This is a genomic window from Pseudomonas azotoformans (assembly GCF_900103345.1).
GTDB lineage: Bacteria > Pseudomonadota > Gammaproteobacteria > Pseudomonadales > Pseudomonadaceae > Aquipseudomonas > Aquipseudomonas azotoformans.
In genome coordinates this window covers 1,770,982-1,791,920 of sequence record NZ_LT629702.1, presented here as the reverse complement: position 1 = coordinate 1,791,920, position 20,939 = coordinate 1,770,982, and the positions used below count along the sequence as shown (strand labels likewise).

Below are 20,939 nucleotides of genomic sequence, written 5' to 3'. Positions count from 1 at the left end.
CAAAGTGTGGGAGCGGGCTTGCTCGCGAAAGCGTTCGTTCAGCCTGCAAATGTAGTGGCTGACACACTGCATTCGCGAGCAAGCCCGCTCCCACATTGGATCGGTGTCGTCCTTGAAGATGTCTTAGAATTCCTGATGCGCCGGCAACACCGGCTTCTTGGCCTGGAAGGCGTAGCCTTGCTGACCGTCGAGCACCTTATTGGCGCGCTGGATATCGATGTCTTTCTCCCAGCGGGCAATGGCCACGGTGGCCACGCAGTTGCCGATCAGGTTAGTCAATGCACGGCCGATACCCATGAACCAATCCACCGCCAGCACCAGCACCAGGCCCACCACCGGAATCGCCGGGATCGCCGTGAGGGTCGCCGCCAGGATCACCAGCGCCGACCCCGGAATGCCGTGGGCGCCTTTGGAGGTGATCAGCGACACCAGCAGGATCGTCAGCAGGTCGGTCATCGACAGGGGGGTACCGGTGGCGTTGGCGATGAACACGATGGCCAGGGTCAGGTAGATCGAGAAGCCATCGAGGTTGAACGAATACCCCGTTGGAATCACCAGGCCGACGGTGGAGCTGCCAATGCCCAGGTGTTCCAGTTTGCGCATGATCTGTGGCAGCACGGCGTCGGAGGAAGCGGTGCCCATCACGATCAGCAGTTCTTCACGCAGGTACTTGAGCAGCGGCAACATGCGCAGGCCCGACAGGCGCATCACCAGGCCGAGGATCAGTGCGACGAAGGCAAAGCAGGTCAGGTAGAACAGGCCCACCAGGCTGCCCAGGTGTTGCAGGGAGTCCAGGCCATAGGTGCTGGTGGTGAAGGCGATTGCACCGAACACACCGATCGGCGCCAGGCGCACGATCATGCCCATGATGCGGAAGATGATGTGGCTCAGTTCGTTGATCAGCCGCGAGATGCCCGACGCCGCTTCGCCCACCAGGTTCAGCGCGCTGCCGAACAGCACCGAGAACAGCAGCACTTGCAGCACGTTATTGTCGGCAAAGGCACCGATCACCGAGTTGGGAATCAGGTCCATCAGGAACTGGCTGGTGCCACGGATGTGCTGGCCCTTGTCGGCCAGTTCATTCAAACCAGCGGACGACAACTGTTCCAGGTGGATATTGGCGCCTTGGCCGATGCCGGTGCTGAAGGCCATGACCAAACCGATCACCAGGGCGACGGTGGTGAGGATCTCAAAGTAGATCACCGACTTCAGGCCGATGCGCCCGACTTTTTTCAAGTCGCCGGCGCCGGAAATGCCACTGACCACCACGCAGAACACGATCAGGCCGATCAGCATTTTGATCAGCTTGATAAAGCCGTCACCCAGGGGTTTGAGTTGCGAGGAGAATTCGGGAAGGGCCAGGCCGCAGGCGATGCCGAGCATCAGGCCAATCACGACTTGCAGGAAAATCGAACGCGAGCACCATCTGAGCATGGGAGGGATCTCTATTCGGTGCCCTGGTGGTTCCAGGGCTTAATTGTTGTGGTCTTACCGGTAAGTCCAGTGCGGGGCCAGTCTACGCCCGGTATTTTTGAAATCACAAGCAATTATTTGGCGGTTGACAGGTCCCGGTCTGACCAGTTGGTCGGTAAGGGCGATGCTTGAGCGGTTGGCGGGGTGGAAATTTTTTCGCTTATCATCCGCTGCTCGGCACATGAGGTGATGGATGGACACACCAGGACTGACCACTGACGAAACCGGGCATACCTACTGCAGCTGGCGCACGGCGGCGCCGGAATACCCGCGTTACCACGATGCCGAATGGGGCGTGCCGGTGGCGGACGATATCCAGTTGTACGAGAAGATCTGCCTGGAAGGCTTTCAGGCGGGCATGGCGTGGATCACCATTCTGCGCAAGCGCGAGCAGTTTCGAGTGGCGTTCGAGGGCTTTGATTTCAGAAGGGTGGCGCAGTACGGCGAGGCGGATATCGCGCGCTTGATGCAGGACCCGGGCATCGTGCGCAATCGGGCCAAGATCGTGTCCACGATCAACAATGCGCGCCGGGCGTGTGAACTGGTGGATGAGACCGGGTCGCTGGCGCGCTGGTTGTGGGCGTTCGAACCCGGTGAGGAGGAACGGCCGGCGGTGGTGGACATGGCTTACTGGACGGGCAATCCCACGTCGCCGGCCTCAGTGCGCTTGTCCAAGGCCTTGAAGAAGCGCGGCTGGACGTTCGTGGGGCCGACCACGATGTATGCGTTGATGCAGGCGATGGGCATGGTCAATGATCACCTCGAAGGTTGCGCCTGCCGCGAGCGGATCCAAAACCTGCGCCGCCAGTTCCAGCGCCCCTGAGTCACTGACCGATACAAACCAAAATGTGGGAGGGGGCAAGCCTCCTCCCACCTTCCTGATGTGTGGCGTGGCGGGTTACTTGGGCAGGGGGGTAAGCACCTCGGCCTTGTCATCCAGCACCATCATCACCAGCAGCTTGGCCGGTTGGGTCTGGCTGGCATTGCTCGATTCAAAGTGCCGGGAACCGGCCGGCTCGTAGAACGATTCGCCGACCTTATAGGTTTTTGCGGGCTCGTCGTTCACCCGTGAAGTGATCGCGCCTTCCAGCACGTAGGCCACGGCGGTGCCCGTGTGGCTGTGGGGCACGGTGGCCTGGCCGGGGGCATAGTCGACGGTGAGCATGAGGGTTTTCTTGCCCGGGACATTGGTCAGCGCGTGCTCCTGCAGGACCTTGATCGACTCCTGGTTGTACACCGGTTCATGAGCAAAGGCGCTGAGCGAAGCGAGTATCAGGGAGGCGGCGAGCAATCGTTTCATGCTGAAGTTTCCGAGTAGTTCGAGACCTGTTCACCCTACGCCGCAGTGCCTGGGTGACCAATGACCAATCCGGCGGAAAATCCGCTAGCCAATCTGTTGGAGAATATCGCGCACCTTGTCCAGCGCCGGGTCGATGTCCAGGGTCTCGATCGCGCCGAAGCCGATGATCAGGCCCGAGCGTACCGGCGCGTCATGGAAGAACACATCCAGGGGGTACAAGCCCACTTCCACCCGGCGCGCCAGCTCCATCAGCAGCGGGATATTCACCGGCACCTTGCACAGCGCCGCCATGTGGAACCCGGCCACGGTCGGCACCGCTTCGAACCACGGCGACAGGTCCCCCGCCAGGCGCTGCAGGATGCGCTCGCGACGCCCGGCGTAGACCGTATGGCAGCGACGGATGTGCTTGAGCAGGTAGCCCTCGCTGATGAACTTGGCCAGCGCCCACTGGGGCAGGGTGGAGCTGTGCTGGTCGGTCAATTGCTTGGCCTTGAGCACCGCGCCGTAGATCGCCGGCGGCAGCACCGCGTAGCCCAGGCGCAGCTCCGGCAGCAAGGTTTTCGAGAAGGTGCCGACGTAAGTCACCACGCCACGGGTGTCCATGCTTTGCAAGGAGTCGGTGGGCCGTCCTTCGTAACGGAACTCGCTGTCGTAGTCGTCCTCGATAATGATCGCGCCCAGCTCGAACGCTCGCGCGAGCAAGGCTTCACGGCGTGCCAGGCTCATGGGCATGCCGAGGGGGAACTGGTGGGAGGGCGTCACGTAGATCAGCCGTGTGCCGTTGGGGATCAGGTCGACCCGGATGCCCTGTTCGTCCACCGGCACGCTAGCGACCTGGGCGCCTACCGCGATGAACATCTGGCGGGCAGGGCTGTAGCCGGGGTCTTCCATGGCTACGATGCTGCCCGGTTCCAGCACCACGCGGGCAATCAGGTCCAGCGCTTGTTGCGCGCCGTTGGTGACCACGATGTCGCTGTCGCGGCAGTTGACCCCACGGGAGAACGCGATGTGCCCGGCGATCGCGCTGCGCAGCGCCGGTAAGCCTTCGGGCTGGCTGTAGAACCCGCTGTTCTGGGCAATGCGCCTTAGCGCGTCCTGGGTGCAGCGGCGCCATTCGTCCTGGGGGAACTGGTTGCGGCTGGTGGCGCCGCCGATAAATTCATAGCGCAAGGTGCTGTCCCGGGTGGGATGACGCATGGGCGAGGGCAGCGCCTGCCATTTTGCCAGGTTGGCGGCGCAGGCCAGGTCGGTGGCGGTTTGCACACGCTCGGACTGCGGCGCGCGGGCGTTGACGAAGGTGCCGCGACCGGTCTTGCCGACCAGCAGGCCTTCGTAGGTCAGGGTGGCGTAGGTGTCGGACACGGTCTTGCGCGACACGCCCAGTTGTTCGGCAAGCAAACGGCTCGGCGGCAGTTGCGCGCCGGCGGCCAGGCGCCCGGACCCGATGGCTTCGCGCAGCTGTTGATAGAGCTGTTCGGCCAGGTCCTTGCGGCCATTGATCACAACGTGCAGTTCCATGACTTGTCCCGGGGCATTCAATCTGCGCCAAGAGTACGCGCGTGCAGGGCTGACGCAAAATGGACTCTGCATAAACCGGCCGATTGGCTATAGGGCTTATTCCATAGGGGTTCTAGGCTGGACTGTCCTTGCCTCCACCCTCAGAGAACCGCCCATGGAACCTCGCCTGGATTACTACACCGCCTCGCCGCAAGCACTCAAGGGCATGCTGATGCTGGAGGCAACGACCTTCGAGCTGTCCATCGAAAAACCGTTGCTGGAGCTGATCAAGATTCGCGTCTCGCAGCTCAACCACTGCGGTTTCTGCACGGACATGCACTCGATGGCGGCCCTTCAACGCGGCGAAGCCGAGCGGCGTTTGTTTGCGTTATGCGTATGGCGGGATTCGCCGTTCTTCACTGTACGGGAAAAGGCTGCGCTGGCTTGGAGCGAGTCGGTGGCGACGCTGCCCACCTCGACGGTGTCGGATGAGCTGTACGCGGCAGTGCGCTTGGAGTTCAGCGAACAGGAACTGGTGGACCTGACCATGGCGGTGTCCAGCATCAGTGGCTGGAACCGCCTGGCGGTGAGCTTTCGGCAACAGCCGCCGAATGCCTCACCCTTGTAGGAGCGAGCTTGCTCGTGAAGGTTGTCAACGATAACGCGTACATCCGGAATGAGCGCGTTGCCTGGGCGTTTTTCGCGAGCAAGCTCGCTCCTACAGGTTGGGTGTTGTTTGTGAGGTCAGGACAGGAAACCGCCGTCCACATTCAGCGATACACCGGTGGTGTAGCTGGACGCATCACTGGCCAGGAACAGCACCGCACCGGCCATCTCGCTCGGCTCGGCCACGCGCTTGAGCGGGATCTGGGCCAGGGCCATTTTCAGGATCGAGTCGTTCTTGACCAGGGCCGAGGCGAACTTGGTATCGGTCAGGCCTGGCAGCAGGGCGTTGCAGCGAATGCCGAACGCTGCGCACTCCTTGGCGAACACCTTGGTCATGTTGATCACGGCGGCCTTGGTCACCGAGTAGATGCCTTGGAACACGCCCGGTGAAATCCCGTTGATCGAGGCGACGTTGATGATGCTGCCGCCGCCGTTCTCGCGCATCAGCTTGCCGGCTTCCACGGACATGAAGAAGTAACCACGGATGTTCACGTCCACGGTCTTCTGGAACGCACCGAGGTCGGTGTCCAGCACGTTGCAGAATTGCGGGTTGGTCGCGGCGTTGTTGACCAGGATATCCAGGCGGCCGAATTGCTCGCGGATGCCGGCGAATACTTGGGTGATCTGTTCCATTTCACCGATATGGCACGCCACGGCCGTGGCCTTGCCGCCGTCGGCGATGATCGCGTCGGCGACGTGCTGGCAGCCTTCCAGCTTGCGGCTGGAGACGATCACATGGGCGCCTTGCTGGGCCAGCAACTTGGCGATAGCCTCGCCGATGCCACGGCTGGCGCCGGAAACGAATGCGATCTTGCCGTCGAGGTCGAACAGGTGGGTCTTGGACATAGCGGTTCCTTAAAGGGACGATTTGCTGATGACATTCAGGCTCATCTGCTCGAGCAGCTTGTTCATGTGAATGAACTGCGCAAAGCGTTTGTCCTGGGTCTGGCCATGGAAGAAGCGGTAGTAGATCTGCTGCACGATACCGGCCAGGCGGAACAGGCCGTAGGTGTAGTAGAAGTCGAAATTGTCGATCTGGATGCCGGAGCGCTCGGCGTAATAGTCGACGAACTCGCGGCGGGTGAGCATGCCGGGGGCGTTGCTCGGCTGGCGTCGCATCAACTGCACGGGCGCCGGGTCCGCCGCTTCGATCCAGTAGGCGAGGGTGTTGCCCAGGTCCATCAGCGGGTCGCCGAGGGTGGTGAGTTCCCAGTCCAGTACGCCGATGATCTGCATCGGGTTGTGCGGATCGAGGATCACGTTATCGAAGCGGTAGTCGTTGTGCACGATGCTGGACGTGGGGTGATCGGCCGGCATCTTGTCGTTGAGCCAGGCGCGTACCGCTTCCCAGCGCGGTGCGTCGGGGGTCAGGGCTTTCTCGTAGCGGTCGCTCCAGCCGCGGATCTGGCGCTCTACATAGCCCTCCGGCTTGCCCAGGTCGGCCAGGCCGCAGGCGTGGTAGTCCACCTGGTGCAGTTCGACGAACTTATCGATGAAGCTTTTGCACAACGCCTCGGTCCTGCTGGCGTCCAGGCCCAGTTCGGCTGGCAGGTCGGAGCGCAGGATGATGCCGTTGACGCGCTCCATCACATAGAACTCGGCACCGATTACCGACTCATCCGTGCAATGCACATAGGCTTTAGGGCAGTACGGGAAGCCGTCCTTGAGCTGGTTGAGAATGCGGTATTCGCGGCCCATGTCATGGGCGGACTTGGCCTTGTGACCAAAGGGCGGGCGACGCAGCACGAATTCCTGCCCGGGGTATTCCAGCAGGTAGGTCAGGTTCGACGCGCCACCGGGAAACTGGCTGATCCTGGGCGTGCCGTTCAGGCCCGAGATATGGGCCTTGAGGTAGGGATCGATCAGGCTGGCATCAAGCTCTTCGCCTGGGCGAATCTGGGTCGATTGGTCGTTCAGCGCCATGCTTATCCCTTCTGCTTATTCTAAAGGCCTCGGACTATTTCCTAATCTAATGCGCGCAGCCGCCCAGCGACAAGGTCGGGGCGGCTTAATAGGTTAGCGTGTTGGACGATGATCAGCGTGCCTGATCGGTCATTTAGTGGGCGGCGGCAGGGCGACCGGGGTGAGCACCGGGCGGCCGGCAAAGTACTCCACCAGGTTGTCGGCCACACGCTGCACGGTGTCGTGGGCAGCTTCCGGCGACAGTCCGGCCACGTGGGAGGTGAGCACGGTATTGCTGAGCTTCTTGAGCGCGTCGGGCACCTTGGGCTCGTCGTCGAATACGTCCAGCGCGGCGCCACCGATGCGACGCTGCTCCAGGGCGGCGACCAGGTCGGCGGTAACCACCACGCTGCCACGACCGATATTGACCAGGTAGCCATTCGGCCCCAGGGCATCGAGGGCGTGGCGGTCGATCAGGTGGCGGGTGCTGGCGCCGCCCGGCGTGGCCAGGATCAGGAAGTCCGAGGTGCGCGCAAGCTCGACGGCGGTGGCGCAGTAGGTGTAGTCCACATCGTCACGCGGCTGGCGGTTGTGATAGCTCACTTCCATGCCGAACCCCAGGGCGGCGCGCTTGGCGATCTCCATGCCCACGGCGCCCAACCCTAGAATGCCCAGTTGCTTGCCGCCCAGGGACGGGCGCATCACTTTGGGCCATTCGTTGCGACGCACCGCGGCGTCGGTCTGCGGGATGCCGCGCACCAGCGACAGCAGCAGCGCCATGGCGTGATCGGCCACCGACGGCGCATTCACCCCGGCGCCGTTGGTAACCACGATCCCGCGATTGCTGGCGGCCTGCAGGTCGACGTGTTCGTAGCCGGCGCCGATCACGCAGATGATTTCCAGCAGGGGCAGGGCGGCGATTTCCTCGGCGTACAAGCCCAGCGGGCCACGGGTCAGCACCGCCTTGATCTGGCTGCCGTGGGCCTTGATCGCTTCGGCGCGTTCGGCAGGGGTCGGCGCCAGGATCACATGAAAGTCATTGCCCTCGATGATGGGCAGGTATTCGTTGATGGTTTCAACCAGGACCAGAACAGTAGCGGTCATCGGAAGGCTCTTCCTGAAGGGTTTGAGGGGAGGAGTATGCCGTATTTGTGCGGTCAGAAGCGGATCTCGGCGGCGCTGGCCCGCTTCACAAACGCACCGGCCAGGGTCGTATTGTGATGCTCGATGATCGCCTCGGCTTTTAGCGCCGGCGTGTCCATGCAGGTATGACCATCTTCGGGCAGCACCACCGAAAACCCCAACTCCACGGCGACCCGGCAGGTAGTGTCGATGCAGAACTGGGTTTTCATCCCGACGATCACCAGCTCCTTGACCTGCGCCGCGCTCAGTTGCTGCTCAAGATCGGTGCCCAGGAAGCAACTGGGACGGGTCTTGTTGAACAGGTAGTCGCGGGATTCGTCGACCTCTAGCTCATGCCACAGCTGCCAGAACGGGCTGCCGGCTGCAATCGGTGAGCCCCCAGGGCCGGTGTGGCGCGCCACGAAGATCGGTACGCTTGCATTGCGCGCACGATGAATCAGCTGGTTGATGGAGGCGAGCACGCGTTCGCGTTCAAATGGTTTGTCCGGGCCATCGTATAAACCGGTTTGCATATCGATGATCAGCAGGGCGTCAGCCATGGTGTTGCTCCTGGTGGTTGCCGAACGGACGGAGCAAAAAAAGGCCCCGTCCATTGCTGGCGGGGCCTTGGGTTGGATCTGTGAAGTGTCTAGCTCAAGCACCCACAGCCACCGCACGACCCGCCGTAAGCGGTCGTGATGGTGGTACGGGTGAGGACGAGCTGGATAATGTTCATGGCCCGATCATGCTGGGATGGGGGAAGGGCTGTCAACGGGCAACAGGGTATTTCTTGCGGCCGTCAGGAACTCGTCCGACAGGCTATTGCCCCGTGTCGCACGCGCCAGGGTCACTGCGCCCACCATCATCGCGTAATGGGCCAGCATCGCTTGACGGTCTCCGTCGTCCAGTTGAGAGAAAATCTCTAGGGACTTTTCCACGCCTTCTATAAAGGCGTGCTGCAAGGCGGTATCAGCGGGTTCGTGGCACATGTCCGGGGCGAAGGCCGAGACCGGGCAGCCGTCGCCGGGGTTGTCGCGGTGGGTGGCGGTCAGGTAAGGCCCCAGCACCGCCTGGCGGGCGGCCTGTTGATCGTCGCTGTGCTCGATTTTAGCCTGCCAGCCCAGGTTGGCGTGCTCGAATGCCTGTTGGCAGGCTTCGGTGGCCAGGGCTTCCTTGGAGGCGAAGTGGCCGTAGAACCCGCCGTGGGTCAGGCCGGCAGCGGCCATCACGTCTGACAGGCTGATGCCGTGCAGCCCGCGTTCGCGAAACAGGTGCGTGGCGGCCTCGACGATGATTTCGCGGTTGAGATCGGCTTGTTTGCGGGAGACGCGAGGCATGGCGGGGCTCTCTGGATACACGGTGGGCGTTGTGTGAAAACTACAGTAACGTGTGAAATTCTAAAATAGATTTGTGCGGGAATGTATATCAGGCATCTCGCCAAGCGCCGCGAAAATCGCCGCCTACAGCCGCCCATGCGGGCTTGAACCGCACCACCGTTCCTCAGCTAAGTCTTTGCTTATTCACGAGAATCCCGGACAATCCGGCCCCTTCTATGGTCGGGGCGCTGCCTGTCAGGTTTTTCTGACTCGTCCCGGCCGTGTAAATGCGGAGATCCGACCGGATGAATGATCAGGCCAATAGCGTCGACGAACGCTATGCAACGACACCTGCAACCCTCACAAGCTGGAGCCGCCAGGACACCACCTGGATGCTTGGCCTGTTCGGCACCGCCATTGGCGCCGGTACGCTGTTCTTGCCGATCAACGCGGGCCTGGGCGGCTTCTGGCCCCTGGTGATCCTCGCGCTGCTGGCGTTCCCGATGACCTTCTTCGCCCACCGTGGCCTGACCCGTTTCGTGCTGTCTGGCCGTGCAGGCTCCGACATCACCGACGTCGTGGAAGAACACTTCGGCATCAAGGCCGGCGCGCTGATTACCTTGCTGTACTTCTTTGCGATCTTCCCGATCCTGCTGATCTACAGCGTGGCGTTGACCAACACAGTCGGCAGCTTCATGGAACACCAACTGCACATCGCGCCACCGCCACGGGCGATCCTGTCGTTCGTGCTGATCCTCGGCCTGCTGGGCGTGGTGCGTTGCGGTGAGCAAGTGATCGTCAAGGCCATGAGCCTGATGGTATATCCGTTTATCGTCGCGTTGCTGTTCCTGGCGGTGTACCTGATCCCGCACTGGAATGGCGGCATCCTCAGCACCGCCAGCCAAGTCCCGGCACCGTCCGCATTGCTCAACACCTTGTGGCTGGCGATTCCGGTGATGGTGTTCTCGTTCAACCATTCGCCGATCATCTCGGCCTTTGCGGTGGACCAGAAGCGCCAGTACGGCGCCCACGCCGATGAGCGCAGCTCGCAGATCCTGTCCCGCGCGCACCTGTTGATGGTGGTAATGGTGCTGTTCTTCGTGTTCAGCTGCGTGCTGACCCTTTCGCCGGCGCAACTGGCCGAAGCGAAGGCGCAGAACCTGTCGATCCTGTCGTACCTGGCCAACCACTTCAATAACCCGACCATTGAGTTCGCAGCGCCGTTGATTGCGTTCGTGGCGATTGCCAAGTCGTTCCTGGGCCACTACATCGGCGCCAGTGAAGGCCTCAAGGGGCTGGTGCTGAAGACGGGTCGTCGTCCGCAGGCCAAGCGCCTGGACCGCATGACGGCGGCGTTCATGCTGGTGGTGTGCTGGATCGTGGCGACGTTGAACCCGAGCATCCTCGGCATGATCGAGGCGCTGGGCGGTCCGATCATTGCTTCGATTCTGTTCCTGATGCCGATGTATGCCATTCGCAAGGTGCCGGCCATGGCCAAGTACCGGGGGCAGGCGTCCAATGTGTTTGTCACGGCGGTTGGCCTGGTGGCGATTACTGCGGTGGTCTATTCGTTTTTTGTTTGAGGTTGGTGTACATATCCGTTATTTAGGTAACGGCTGATATTGGTTCCGCCCTTACGGCGGGTCACTTTCGAAAAGCCGGAATGCCGGCCCAGTCGAAAGTAACCAAAGCGCTCTTGCCCCAACACTCGGCACCTCGCCTAGGCTCGGTGTGCCCTCACTCCGGCTTGAATCCGTGGGCCGCCGCCACGCGCCATCCATGGCGCGGGGCGGCTAACCCGGCGTCCTGCCGGGTTACCCACGGATTCAAGCCTGCGTTCGGCCAGCGTGTTTGACGGGGCGCCCCAGATCAAGATCAAGAGCGCGGCGGCCTTAGAGCCGACCGGATTGAATGGCCGGTACTCGGTCAAAGTGTGGGAGGGGGCTTGCCCCCGATGGCAGTGGGTCAGTCACTGATGAGCTGGCTGACACACCGCCATCGGGGGCAAGCCCCCTCCCACAGTTTGATCTCCATACATCAGTTAGATATCCGCCTGCTTTTGATCTGCTTTTGATTTTGATCTTAGGCGCCCCCCCAAATCACTGTCGAATTACGGGCACACCGAGCCTAGGCGAGGTGCCGAGTGTTGGGGCAAGAGCGTTTTGGTTACTTTGCCGCTTTTTTTGCAAAGTGACCCGCCGTAAGGGCGGAACCAATACCAGCCGTTACCTAGATAACGGATATGTACCCGGCCCCACCCATATCCCAGACATAAAAAAACGCCGCGTACCTCACGATACGCGGCGTCTCTTCACATCAACACCTTAGGCTTGAATCACCGGGATGTTGGCGCTTGCTGCGATCTTGCGGAACTCAGCAATCTGGTCGAAGTTCAAGTAGCGGTAGACGTCACTGGCCATGGTATCCAGTTTCGCTGCGTAGCCCATGTACTCTTCGACGGTCGGCAGGCGACCCAGGGTAGAAGCTACCGCTGCCAGCTCGGCCGAAGCCAGGTAGACGTTGGCGCCATCACCCAGACGGTTCGGGAAGTTACGGGTCGACGTCGACACCACGGTCGAGTTCGGCTCAACACGTGCCTGGTTACCCATGCACAGCGAGCAGCCCGGCATTTCCATGCGCGCGCCAGCCTTGCCGTAGATGCCGTAGTAGCCTTCTTCGGTCAGTTGGTGAGCGTCCATCTTGGTCGGCGGCGACAGCCACAGACGGGTTGGCAGCTGACCCTTGACCTGCTCCAGCAGCTTGCCGGCCGCACGGAAGTGACCGATGTTGGTCATGCACGAACCGATGAACACTTCGTCGATCTTCTCGCCGGCAACGCTCGACAGCAGACGTGCATCGTCCGGGTCGTTCGGTGCGCAGAGGATCGGCTCGTTGATCTCGGCCAGGTCGATCTCGATGATTTCGGCGTATTCCGCGTCGGCATCGGCTTCCATCAGCTCCGGGTTGGCAACCCAGGCTTCCATCGCTTGGGCGCGACGTTCCAGGGTGCGTGGATCGCCGTAGCCTTCACCGATCATCCAGCGCAGCAGGGTGATGTTGGAGTTCAGGTATTCGGTGATCGACTCTTTCGACAGCTTGATGGTGCAACCGGCAGCCGAACGTTCAGCCGAGGCGTCGGACAGCTCGAAAGCCTGTTCCAGCGTCAGGTCGTTCAGGCCTTCGATTTCCAGGATGCGGCCGGAGAAGGCGTTCTTCTTGCCTTTCTTCTCTACGGTCAGCAGACCCGACTGGATCGCGTAGTAAGGAATGGCATGAACCAGGTCACGCAAGGTGATGCCAGGTTTCATCTTGCCTTTGAAGCGCACCAGGATCGATTCCGGCATGTCCAGCGGCATTACGCCAGTGGCTGCGGCGAACGCGACCAGGCCGGAACCGGCCGGGAACGAGATGCCCATCGGGAAACGGGTGTGGGAGTCACCACCGGTGCCGACGGTGTCCGGCAGCAGCATGCGGTTCAGCCAGCTGTGGATGATGCCGTCGCCTGGACGCAGCGATACACCGCCACGGGTCATGATGAAGTCAGGCAGGGTGTGGTGGGTGGTCACGTCGATCGGCTTTGGATAGGCCGCGGTGTGGCAGAACGACTGCATCACCAGGTCGGTCGAGAAGCCCAGGCACGCCAGGTCTTTCAGTTCGTCACGGGTCATCGGACCGGTGGTGTCCTGGGAACCCACGGTGGTCATCTTCGGCTCGCAGTAGGTGCCAGGACGAACGCCTTTGCCTTCTGGCAGGCCGCACGCTTTGCCGACCATTTTCTGCGCCAGGGTGAAGCCTTTGCCGGTGTCGACAGGCGCTTCAGGCAGCTTGAACAGGTCGGTAGGGCCCAGGCCCAGTTCGGCACGGGCCTTGTCGGTCAGGCCGCGACCGATGATCAGCGGGATACGACCGCCAGCACGCACTTCGTCCAACAGCACCGGGGTCTTCATTTCGAAGGTGGTGATGACTTCGTCGGAGTCGTGTTTGCAGACTTTGCCAGCATGCGGGTACAGGTCGATCACGTCGCCCATGTTCATGTTGGTTACGTCGAACTCGATGGGCAGTGCGCCCGCATCTTCCATGGTGTTGTAGAAGATCGGAGCGATCTTGCTGCCGAAGCAGAAGCCGCCGGCACGCTTGTTCGGCACGTACGGAACGTCGTCGCCGAAGAACCACAGCACGGAGTTGGTCGCGGATTTACGCGAGGAACCGGTACCGACCACGTCACCGACGTAGGCGATCGGGAAGCCTTGGCCGCGCATTTCTTCGATCTGCTTCATCGGGCCGGTCTTGCCTTGCTCGTCCGGCACGATGCCTTCACGGGCCATTTTCAGCATGGCCAGGGCGTGCAGCGGGATGTCTGGACGGGACCAGGCATCGGGAGCAGGGGACAGGTCGTCGGTGTTGGTTTCGCCGGTCACCTTGAATACGCGCAGGCTGATCTTGTCGGCCAGGGTAGGGCGGTTGCGGAACCACTCGCCGTCAGCCCAGGACTGGATCACGGCTTTGGCGTGTTCGTTGCCGTTACGGGCTTTTTCGGCCACGTCGTGGAACGCATCGAACATCAGCAGGGTGTGCTTGAGTTGGGCGGCGGCGACGGGAGCCAGTGTGGCGTCGTCCAGCAGCTCGACCAGGGTCACGATGTTGTAGCCGCCTTGCATGGTGCCAAGCAGTTCAACGGCGCGTTTCTTGTCGATCAGGGGGGAAGTGGCTTCGCCCTTGGCCAGGGCAGACAGGAAACCGGCCTTGACGTAGGCAGCTTCGTCAACGCCTGGTGGAATGCGGTTGGTGATCAGGTCAACGAGGAATTCTTCTTCGCCAGCCGGAGGATTTTTCAGCAGCTCGACCAGGCCTGCGGTTTGTTCGGCGTTAAGCGGCTGGGGAACAATACCCAGGGCTGCGCGCTCTTCGATATGTTTGCGGTAGGCTTCAAGCACAGTTATTACCCTCATCAGTGGTCCCACGGGACGCTCATCCAGAAATGAACGGCACGCATGCGCTCGGGGGCTTTTTGGGCCGCAAAGCCAGCGCTGCCGGCATTCCTCACAGAAGCTGCTTTCAAAGTTTTACGCCTGCAGAACGGAGCTGATGAGGGTTGGCGAGGGCTCTGACCTACCGAGTCAGGGCCCGCGCCAACACCGTTCTGAAGGAACGACTGTGCTCGTGACGCTTTGAAAACAGCTTCCAGCGGATTATTGGCGCCTTACAAGGCCGGATGATTCTACGGCAAAAAATTTCTAAAGGTAAGTTGCCTGACCAAGTTTGCTGGGTGATCGAGCTTAGACAAAGGGCTAACATGGCGCATTGTTTTGCTGATCTGCGTGCCGTTACCCATGTCCAACCAAACCATCAAGACCCCCTGCGTCGGCCTGTGCTCCACGGTTTACGGCGATCTGGTGTGCCGGGGCTGCAAGCGCTTCCACCACGAAGTGATCCAGTGGAATGGCTATAACGAAGAAGAAAAACGTGCGGTCTGGCTACGCTTGGAGCAGCTGTTGGTGCAGGTAATGGCCGGCAAACTGGAGGTTTTCGACCCCAAGACCCTGCGCGGCCAGCTGGAGCAGCGCAAGATCCGCTTCGTGCCGCACCAGTCCGAGTACTGCTGGGCCTACCAGTTGATCGCCCGGGGGGCGCGGGTGATCTCCAACCTGGAGGCCTATGGCATGGTGCTATTGCCCGAGTTTCGCGACTGGCCGTTGCCGGACCTGCGCGATGCGATCGATCGGGAGTTCTTTATCCTGTCCGAGGCGCATTACCAGCGCTATATCGCGCCGGGTTTCCTGCGCGATGTGTTTTCCACCTGACAACGGATAACCCCTGTGGGAGGGGGCAAGCCCCCTCCCACATTTTTTATCTTCATTGTTTGAAAGGTCGGCATCAGGCCTTGGTGGCCTGCTCCACCAGACGGTCCATCACTTCGTCAGGTTTCAGCACCAGCACGTCACTTTCCAGGGCGTCCAGCACCACCTCTGCGGTGTTACCGATCAGCGCCCCGGAAATCCCGGTACGCCCCACGGTACCGATGATCGTGACCGCCGCCGGCAGTTTGTGAGCAAGGAAGGGGATCAGTACGTCGGCAGGGCCTTCTTCAATATGCAGGTGTTTGTCATCCACATCGAACTCCGCCTGGAACGCCCTGCATTGCTCGCGATAGCGCGCCTCGATGGTCTCCCTGAGCTGGAACGTCGGGTCCGCCGCCGACAGCATCGGCGACGGATGCGCGCTGATCACATGCAACTGCGCCTTGGCCAGGTTGGCGATATCAAAGCCATGGTCAATGATCGAATTGTGCAGCGAACGGTGTTCCCCATCGGTATTGCCGACGTCGATCGCCGCCAGGATCTTTCCGCCCGTCCAAGGGGTGGACGTCTTGACCAGCAATACCGCACTCGGGCAATAGCGCAGCAGCTTCCAGTCCGCCGGCGTCAGCAGGGCTTTTTTCAGCGGGCTGTCCGGGAAGTGCTGCTTGATCACCAACCCGCAACCTTCGGCCTGCTGCACGTCGATAATGGTTTCATGCAGGCTGGCATTCCACGCCTGCTCGGTGCTGACGCTGTAGCCGTCCTCCTGCAAGCCCGCCTTGAGCAGGGCCAGCAGCGCCGAGTGCTCATGCTTCTTGTCGCACACCAGCAAGTGCAGGTGCGCATCGGTGACCCCGGCGATCAGCTTGGCACGCTTGAGGGCCAGGCTTTCCGAGTGCTCGGGCTCGATGACCACCAGGATGCTGCGGATGGCTTGCATGATCGGGATCTCCATAAAAAAGGGCGGGGGCCTGGAACAACTATAGTTGCTGGCGCGCGCACGTCATGTTGATGCACATCAAGGCCGGTGGCTGGTGGTCTGCGGCGGGGTCGGTATAATCGCCGGCCTTTTGTGATCCTTTTGCCCGTGAGCCCGATGAACCTGCCAGAAATCCACGAATTCCTCGGTTGCCGCACCCCTGATGCCTGGGTCCAGGCCGCGCTGGCCGATCAGGAAACCCTGCTGATCGACCACAAGAACTGCGAATTCAAAGCCGCCAGCACCGCCCTGAGCCTGATTGCCAAGTACTACAGCCATGTCGACCTGATCAACATGATGTCGCGCCTGGCCCGCGAAGAGCTGGTGCACCACGAGCAGGTCATGCGCCTGATGAAGAAGCGCAAGATCGAGCTGCGCCAACTGCATGCAGGGCGTTATGCCTCTGGTTTGCGCAAAGTGGTGCGCAGCCACGAGCCGGTAAAGCTGGTGGATACCTTGGTGGTTGGCGCCTTTATCGAAGCGCGCAGTTGCGAGCGTTTCGAAGCCCTGGTGCCGCATTTGGACGAAGAACTCGGCAAGTTCTACTTCGGCCTGCTGAAGAGCGAGGCGCGGCACTTCCAGGGTTACCTGAAGCTGGCGTACCAGTACGGCGACGCCAAGGACATCGCCCAAGTGATCGAGCGGGTGAGGGCGACCGAGCAGGACCTGATCGAGTCACCCGACATCGAGTTCCGCTTTCACAGTGGCGTGCCAGCCTGAGGCCACGGCCACGCCAAGCAACAGGGCGATCCCGGCCAGCAGCAGGATCACCGCCTGCGTCCCCAGCGGCGCCGCCAGCACCGCCACCGCCAGGCCGGCCAAGGGTTGCGGCAGGTTGTTGAGCAGGGTGATCACGCCCACGGTCTTGCCGAAGTCTTGCACGGGGATCACCCGCTGGCGGGTGCTGCGCAGATAAACGTTGAACATCTTGTCGAAGCCGGTCACCAGCAGGAAACCCACGGCGTACAGCCACACGCCGGGGCTTGCGGCCATGATCAACGCCCCCAAGCCGATCATCGAATACGACAAGCCGCCCAGTACCTTCAACGGCAGGCCTGCCCGCGCCAGGTAAAACAGGATCGCGATGGTCACCAGCGCGCCTGCTGCCTGTAGCAGGGCATAGGCGTCCTTGCCCGCCATAAACTGGCCGGTGACCATCGCCGCCGATGTGGCCAGGGTGACGCCAATGATCAGGTTCACCCCCACGGCCAGGGTGATGATCCGTTTCAAGTCCGGTAGGTTGCGGATGTGCCCGAATGCAATTTTCAGCGGCCGCAGCCATATGTCCTGATGCTGTTCGAAGGTTTCCAGGTGCGCCGTGCTGGAGCGTTGCCACACGCGCATCGCCAGGTCGGCCAGCACAAACAGCCCGGCCACGCCCAGTACCACCCAATGCCAGGCCCAGACTTCCAGCATCAGCGCCGCCACCAGCGGCCCCAGCACCAGCCCGCTCTGGTCGGCGATCTGCGAGTAGGAGAGGGTCTTGGCGTAGCTGTAGTGCGCGAAGATATGCGGCATCAGCACTTCCCGCGCCATGATGCCCTGGGTAGTCAGCACCCCGCACAACGCCGAGAGCAGGACAATCCAGTAGAGGCCGTCGAACACCCCATGCAACACCACCGCGAGCACGCACGCCAGCGCCCGGTAAACCTGGCTGATCTGCAGCAGGCGCACTGGCGCGAACTTGTCGCACAAGGCACCGCACACCGGGAACGCCAGGTAACGCGGCAGCGACTCGACGAAGAACGCCAGCCCGGCCCAGGCTACACTCTGGGTGGTCTGGAATACGATCAAGGGTACGATGAACAGCAGGATCTGGTCCGCCAGCCGCGACAGGAACAGCGAAACAAAAAACGCCAGGTAATCCTTGCGCATACAACTCCCTGTGGATGGCGTTAAAGAGTGCGGGGTATTTGTTAAAAACTCTTAAAAGCATGAAGCTTCGTCGGCAGCTGCTGGCCAGTTGCTTTAGTTGCGCAGCTTGCCACCTATAATGCCAGCTCTTCAATCCGCGTCTGCACACTGAGAACTTATGGAAAACCTGGGGCTGGGCAAGGTCTTGCTCGTTGAAGACGACGAAAAACTCGCGGGGCTGATTGCGCACTTCCTGGCGCAGCATGGCTTCGAGGTGCGTGTGGAGCACCGGGGCGACGAGGCCCTGGCTGCGTTCCTGGAGTTCAAGCCGAAGATCGTCGTGCTCGACCTGATGCTGCCTGGCCAGAGCGGCCTGCATGTGTGCCGCGGGATCCGCACGGTGTCTGACACGCCGATTGTGATCCTCACGGCCAAGGAAGATGACCTGGACCATATCCTGGGCCTGGAGTCCGGCGCCGACGACTATGTGATCAAGCCGATCAAACCGCCCGTGCTGTTGGCGCGCCTGCGTGCGCTGCAACGACGCCAGGCCCCGGAGCCGACCGTGCGCGGTGCCCTGGCATTCGGGCGGTTGGCGATTGATCGCAGTTGCCGGGGCGTCAGCCTGGGTGAAGAAAAGATCGACCTGACCACCATGGAGTTCGAGCTGCTATGGCTGCTGGCCAGCAATTCGGGCACGATCCTGTCCCGCGATGACATCCTCAACCGCATGCGCGGTATCGCGTTCGACGGCCTCAACCGCAGCGTCGACGTGTACATCAGCAAACTGCGCAGCAAGCTCAACGACAACCCCCGTGAACCGGTGTGCATCAAGACCATCTGGGGCAAGGGCTACCTGTTCAACCCGTTCGCGTGGGAGGCTTAGATGCTGCGGTTGTTTCTGCGCCTGTATGTGATCCTGGCGCTCGGTCTGGCGGGGGCGATCTGGCTGGTCAACTACACCTTCGACGAGCTGCTGCCCGAAGCCAACGAAACCTATAATCGCGAAGCCTTGCGCGGCCCGGCGTATGCCCTGGTGGAGCAACTGCGTCCGCTCAGGGCCGACGAACGCCCGGCCCGGCTGGCTGAGCTGCAACCCCATTACGGGCTGCACTTGAAGTTGGTCCAGAAGGACACCCAGGCACTCACCGAGCGCGAGACGCAACTGCTGGCTGCGGGTTTGCTGGTGGTGCGCGGTGATTTCATGGAGTTTCTCACCAGTATTGACGGCGGCCCGCAACTGCTGGAAATCAAGCTGCCGGAAGAACCCAAGTGGCTCTACCTGTGGGCCTATGGTTTTCTCGGGGTGTGCCTGGCGATCGTGCTGTATTTCTGGGTACGCCCGCACTGGCGCGACCTGGAGCATATTCGCCTGGCCGCACAACGCTTTGGTGACAACGACCTCAGTTCTCGCATCCTGCTGCCGCGCCGCTCCACCGTGCGCGAACTGGCGGGGCACTTCAACCAGATGGCCGAGCGCATCGAAAGCCTGATCGCCAACCAGCGCGAACTGACCAATGCGGTGTCCCACGAGCTGCGCACGCCGATTGCACGCCTGTCGTTCGAGCTCGACCAGCTCAAGCAACAAGCCGACCCGCGTCTGCGTGGCGAACTGATCGCCGACATGTATGCCGACCTGGGCGAGCTGGAAGAAATGGTCTCCGAACTGCTCACCTACGCCAGCCTGGAGCGCGGTGCCACCCAGGTTACCCGCGAGCGCATCGAGGCCCACAGCTGGCTCGACAGTGTGATCGGCAGCGTGGCGCTGGAGGCCGAAGCCGCGGGTATCCAGTTGTCGTTGCGCACCTGCGAAGTGGACTACATCCAGATCGAGCCGCGCTTTATGGCGCGTGCGGTGATCAACCTGCTGCGCAATGCCATTCGGTATGCCGAGCGCCGTGTGGAAGTGTCGCTGGTCAAGTTCGGCAGCGGCTATGAAGTGCGGGTGTGTGACGATGGCCCAGGTGTGCCGGAGGAAGGTCGCTCGAAGATCTTCCAACCCTTCATGCGCCTGGACGCCAGTCGCGACCGCCGCACCGGTGGCTTCGGCCTCGGCCTGGCGCTGGTGCAGCGGGTGTCGCAGTGGCACGGTGGCCAGGTGCAGGTGCAGGATTCGGAATGGGGCGGCGCGTCGTTCAGGATGACCTGGGCCTACGCCGAATAGCGCTTTTACATTCAATGGAGATCAAGTGTGGGAGGGGGCTTGCCCCCTCCCACCTATCCAATCAGAACGTGTATTCCAGCACGCCCATCACCGACGTCTGCAAGCGTCGCTCCACAATCGGGCTCTTGCCCGCTTCATCCGCCAGATACTGCACATCCAGCAAGGTCGAGAACTCGGTGTGCTCGCTGATCGGCAGGCTCCAGACCAGGTTCAGGCCATTGCTGATATTGCCGGCACCGGCCTTGTAGGCCTTGAAGCGGCTGCGCGCAGCTTGGCCGGTGGTGACGCCGTACCAGGTCTGCAGATAGTCACGGTCGCCAAAGTGGCTGTTGATGCTGGCATCGACGGAGCCATAACGGCCTTCGTACAGCGTGGTGCCCAGGCTCAGCTCCAAATGCGTAAAGGCCTTGCCGCTGTCCTTGTGGTCGTCTTCCTTGAGCGCGTGCTCCAGGGTCGCGCCGACAATGGCGCCGCCGAGATTGTAGTGGGCACTCACACCCAGTTGCGGGCGTGACTTGATCTCGCCCATGCCCTTGAGGCGCTTGGAGCCCAAGTGCATGGATTCGTTCTTGTCCTTGCGCGATGCACTGGCGCCGACATACGCACTGAAACTCAAGGCATTGCCTTCGTAGCCCCAGCCCAGGCCCTTATCGGTGTCGAGGAAAATCCCCCAGGGGCTGACAATGGCGCCGCCAAACACCGGGGCGGTCATGCGCTCGTCGCTGCCGCTGTAGCGGGGCAGGTTGGCGACGCCGGCTTTGAGCGTATAGGTCCAGTCTTCGGCCAGTGCAGCGTCGGCGCCTGCCAGCAAACACAGCGAGGTGAGGGACAGGCAGAGGTTTTTGGGGCTCATCAGGGTTTTCATGTC

At 61.6% G+C, this 20,939-nt stretch carries 19 protein-coding genes; 7 read left to right on the top strand and 12 right to left on the bottom strand.

Annotation, left to right across the window (positions count from 1 at the left end):
* Positions 1 to 123: 123 nt before the first annotated feature.
* Positions 124 to 1,449, bottom strand: coding sequence for a C4-dicarboxylate transporter DctA (locus tag BLR69_RS07585; RefSeq protein ID WP_172832151.1), 1,326 nt, complete (start codon positions 1,447 to 1,449; stop codon positions 124 to 126).
* A gap of 217 nt (positions 1,450 to 1,666) precedes the next feature.
* Here BLR69_RS07585 and BLR69_RS07580 point away from each other — a divergent pair, with 217 nt between their 5' ends.
* Positions 1,667 to 2,296: a DNA-3-methyladenine glycosylase I gene (locus BLR69_RS07580; RefSeq protein ID WP_071493148.1), complete on the top strand. Its 630-nt coding sequence runs from the start codon at positions 1,667 to 1,669 to the stop codon at positions 2,294 to 2,296.
* A gap of 75 nt (positions 2,297 to 2,371) precedes the next feature.
* Here the strand turns inward: BLR69_RS07580 and BLR69_RS07575 are convergent, their stop codons facing one another.
* Positions 2,372 to 2,773, bottom strand: a complete 402-nt coding sequence (locus BLR69_RS07575; protein ID WP_071493149.1) for a cupin domain-containing protein — start codon at positions 2,771 to 2,773, stop codon at positions 2,372 to 2,374.
* Positions 2,774 to 2,857: 84 nt separating this feature from the next.
* Positions 2,858 to 4,291: a MocR-like pyridoxine biosynthesis transcription factor PdxR gene (gene pdxR, locus BLR69_RS07570; RefSeq protein WP_071493150.1), complete on the bottom strand. Its 1,434-nt coding sequence runs from the start codon at positions 4,289 to 4,291 to the stop codon at positions 2,858 to 2,860.
* Between the two features lie 154 nt (positions 4,292 to 4,445).
* Here pdxR and BLR69_RS07565 point away from each other — a divergent pair, with 154 nt between their 5' ends.
* Positions 4,446 to 4,898: a carboxymuconolactone decarboxylase family protein gene (locus BLR69_RS07565; protein ID WP_071493151.1), complete on the top strand. Its 453-nt coding sequence runs from the start codon at positions 4,446 to 4,448 to the stop codon at positions 4,896 to 4,898.
* A 116-nt stretch (positions 4,899 to 5,014) separates the two neighbouring features.
* On the opposite strand, the gene BLR69_RS07560 is transcribed toward BLR69_RS07565, so the two are convergent.
* From BLR69_RS07560 to BLR69_RS07540, 5 genes are all read right to left on the bottom strand, one after another.
* A complete protein-coding gene (locus BLR69_RS07560) occupies positions 5,015 to 5,782 on the bottom strand; it encodes an SDR family oxidoreductase (RefSeq protein WP_071493152.1) in 768 nt (255 codons plus the stop codon).
* Positions 5,783 to 5,791: 9 nt separating this feature from the next.
* Entirely contained in the window at positions 5,792 to 6,859 is a 1,068-nt protein-coding gene (locus BLR69_RS07555; RefSeq protein ID WP_071493153.1) for a phosphotransferase family protein, read from the bottom strand.
* A gap of 129 nt (positions 6,860 to 6,988) precedes the next feature.
* Entirely contained in the window at positions 6,989 to 7,942 is a 954-nt protein-coding gene (locus BLR69_RS07550) for a 2-hydroxyacid dehydrogenase (RefSeq protein ID WP_071493154.1), read from the bottom strand.
* 53 nt (positions 7,943 to 7,995) lie between these two features.
* Complete coding sequence (locus tag BLR69_RS07545) at positions 7,996 to 8,520, bottom strand: cysteine hydrolase family protein (protein ID WP_071493155.1); 525 nt, start codon at positions 8,518 to 8,520, stop codon at positions 7,996 to 7,998.
* A gap of 183 nt (positions 8,521 to 8,703) precedes the next feature.
* A complete protein-coding gene (locus BLR69_RS07540) occupies positions 8,704 to 9,297 on the bottom strand; it encodes a TetR/AcrR family transcriptional regulator (RefSeq protein WP_071493156.1) in 594 nt (197 codons plus the stop codon).
* Between the two features lie 284 nt (positions 9,298 to 9,581).
* On the opposite strand from BLR69_RS07540, the gene BLR69_RS07535 reads away from it, so the two are divergent.
* Positions 9,582 to 10,859, top strand: a complete 1,278-nt coding sequence (locus BLR69_RS07535) for a serine/threonine transporter (RefSeq protein ID WP_071493157.1) — start codon at positions 9,582 to 9,584, stop codon at positions 10,857 to 10,859.
* Between the two features lie 741 nt (positions 10,860 to 11,600).
* Here BLR69_RS07535 and acnB read toward each other — a convergent pair.
* The gene (gene acnB, locus BLR69_RS07530) at positions 11,601 to 14,210 is read right to left on the bottom strand and encodes a bifunctional aconitate hydratase 2/2-methylisocitrate dehydratase (RefSeq protein WP_071495363.1); all 2,610 of its coding nucleotides are present in this window, start codon (positions 14,208 to 14,210) and stop codon (positions 11,601 to 11,603) included.
* Between the two features lie 396 nt (positions 14,211 to 14,606).
* Here acnB and BLR69_RS07525 point away from each other — a divergent pair, with 396 nt between their 5' ends.
* A complete protein-coding gene (locus BLR69_RS07525) occupies positions 14,607 to 15,077 on the top strand; it encodes a DUF1289 domain-containing protein (protein WP_071495364.1) in 471 nt (156 codons plus the stop codon).
* Between the two features lie 73 nt (positions 15,078 to 15,150).
* Here the strand turns inward: BLR69_RS07525 and BLR69_RS07520 are convergent, their stop codons facing one another.
* The gene (locus BLR69_RS07520; protein WP_071495365.1) at positions 15,151 to 16,014 is read right to left on the bottom strand and encodes a universal stress protein; all 864 of its coding nucleotides are present in this window, start codon (positions 16,012 to 16,014) and stop codon (positions 15,151 to 15,153) included.
* 156 nt (positions 16,015 to 16,170) lie between these two features.
* On the opposite strand from BLR69_RS07520, the gene miaE reads away from it, so the two are divergent.
* On the top strand, positions 16,171 to 16,773 hold the full coding sequence (miaE, locus tag BLR69_RS07515; protein WP_071487932.1) for a tRNA-(ms[2]io[6]A)-hydroxylase: 603 nt from the start codon (positions 16,171 to 16,173) through the stop codon (positions 16,771 to 16,773).
* Here miaE and BLR69_RS07510 read toward each other — a convergent pair.
* Positions 16,729 to 17,928, bottom strand: coding sequence for an MFS transporter (locus BLR69_RS07510; protein ID WP_071495366.1), 1,200 nt, complete (start codon positions 17,926 to 17,928; stop codon positions 16,729 to 16,731). The genes miaE and BLR69_RS07510 overlap by 45 nt on opposite strands.
* A gap of 157 nt (positions 17,929 to 18,085) precedes the next feature.
* Here BLR69_RS07510 and BLR69_RS07505 point away from each other — a divergent pair, with 157 nt between their 5' ends.
* Together BLR69_RS07505 and BLR69_RS07500 are read left to right on the top strand one after the other, a co-directional pair.
* Positions 18,086 to 18,793: a winged helix-turn-helix domain-containing protein gene (locus tag BLR69_RS07505; RefSeq protein WP_071495367.1), complete on the top strand. Its 708-nt coding sequence runs from the start codon at positions 18,086 to 18,088 to the stop codon at positions 18,791 to 18,793.
* Entirely contained in the window at positions 18,794 to 20,071 is a 1,278-nt protein-coding gene (locus tag BLR69_RS07500) for an ATP-binding protein (protein WP_071495368.1), read from the top strand.
* 61 nt (positions 20,072 to 20,132) lie between these two features.
* Here the strand turns inward: BLR69_RS07500 and BLR69_RS07495 are convergent, their stop codons facing one another.
* On the bottom strand, positions 20,133 to 20,924 hold the full coding sequence (locus BLR69_RS07495; protein WP_058424124.1) for a MipA/OmpV family protein: 792 nt from the start codon (positions 20,922 to 20,924) through the stop codon (positions 20,133 to 20,135).
* Positions 20,925 to 20,939: the final 15 nt, after the last annotated feature.

Excerpts from the sequence above, each read along its gene's own strand:
- BLR69_RS07580 (WP_071493148.1), top strand. The coding sequence starts at position 1,667 with ATGGACACACCAGGACTGACCACTGACGAAACCGGGCATACCTACTGC.
- BLR69_RS07575 (WP_071493149.1), bottom strand. The coding sequence starts at position 2,773 with ATGAAACGATTGCTCGCCGCCTCCCTGATACTCGCTTCGCTCAGCGCC.
- pdxR (WP_071493150.1), bottom strand. The coding sequence starts at position 4,291 with ATGGAACTGCACGTTGTGATCAATGGCCGCAAGGACCTGGCCGAACAG.
- BLR69_RS07565 (WP_071493151.1), top strand. The coding sequence starts at position 4,446 with ATGGAACCTCGCCTGGATTACTACACCGCCTCGCCGCAAGCACTCAAG.
- BLR69_RS07560 (WP_071493152.1), bottom strand. The coding sequence starts at position 5,782 with ATGTCCAAGACCCACCTGTTCGACCTCGACGGCAAGATCGCATTCGTT.
- BLR69_RS07555 (WP_071493153.1), bottom strand. The coding sequence starts at position 6,859 with ATGGCGCTGAACGACCAATCGACCCAGATTCGCCCAGGCGAAGAGCTT.
- BLR69_RS07550 (WP_071493154.1), bottom strand. The coding sequence starts at position 7,942 with ATGACCGCTACTGTTCTGGTCCTGGTTGAAACCATCAACGAATACCTG.
- BLR69_RS07545 (WP_071493155.1), bottom strand. The coding sequence starts at position 8,520 with ATGGCTGACGCCCTGCTGATCATCGATATGCAAACCGGTTTATACGAT.
- BLR69_RS07540 (WP_071493156.1), bottom strand. The coding sequence starts at position 9,297 with ATGCCTCGCGTCTCCCGCAAACAAGCCGATCTCAACCGCGAAATCATC.
- BLR69_RS07535 (WP_071493157.1), top strand. The coding sequence starts at position 9,582 with ATGAATGATCAGGCCAATAGCGTCGACGAACGCTATGCAACGACACCT.
- BLR69_RS07525 (WP_071495364.1), top strand. The coding sequence starts at position 14,607 with ATGTCCAACCAAACCATCAAGACCCCCTGCGTCGGCCTGTGCTCCACG.
- BLR69_RS07520 (WP_071495365.1), bottom strand. The coding sequence starts at position 16,014 with ATGCAAGCCATCCGCAGCATCCTGGTGGTCATCGAGCCCGAGCACTCG.
- miaE (WP_071487932.1), top strand. The coding sequence starts at position 16,171 with ATGAACCTGCCAGAAATCCACGAATTCCTCGGTTGCCGCACCCCTGAT.
- BLR69_RS07510 (WP_071495366.1), bottom strand. The coding sequence starts at position 17,928 with ATGCGCAAGGATTACCTGGCGTTTTTTGTTTCGCTGTTCCTGTCGCGG.
- BLR69_RS07505 (WP_071495367.1), top strand. The coding sequence starts at position 18,086 with ATGGAAAACCTGGGGCTGGGCAAGGTCTTGCTCGTTGAAGACGACGAA.
- BLR69_RS07500 (WP_071495368.1), top strand. The coding sequence starts at position 18,794 with ATGCTGCGGTTGTTTCTGCGCCTGTATGTGATCCTGGCGCTCGGTCTG.
- BLR69_RS07495 (WP_058424124.1), bottom strand. The coding sequence starts at position 20,924 with ATGAGCCCCAAAAACCTCTGCCTGTCCCTCACCTCGCTGTGTTTGCTG.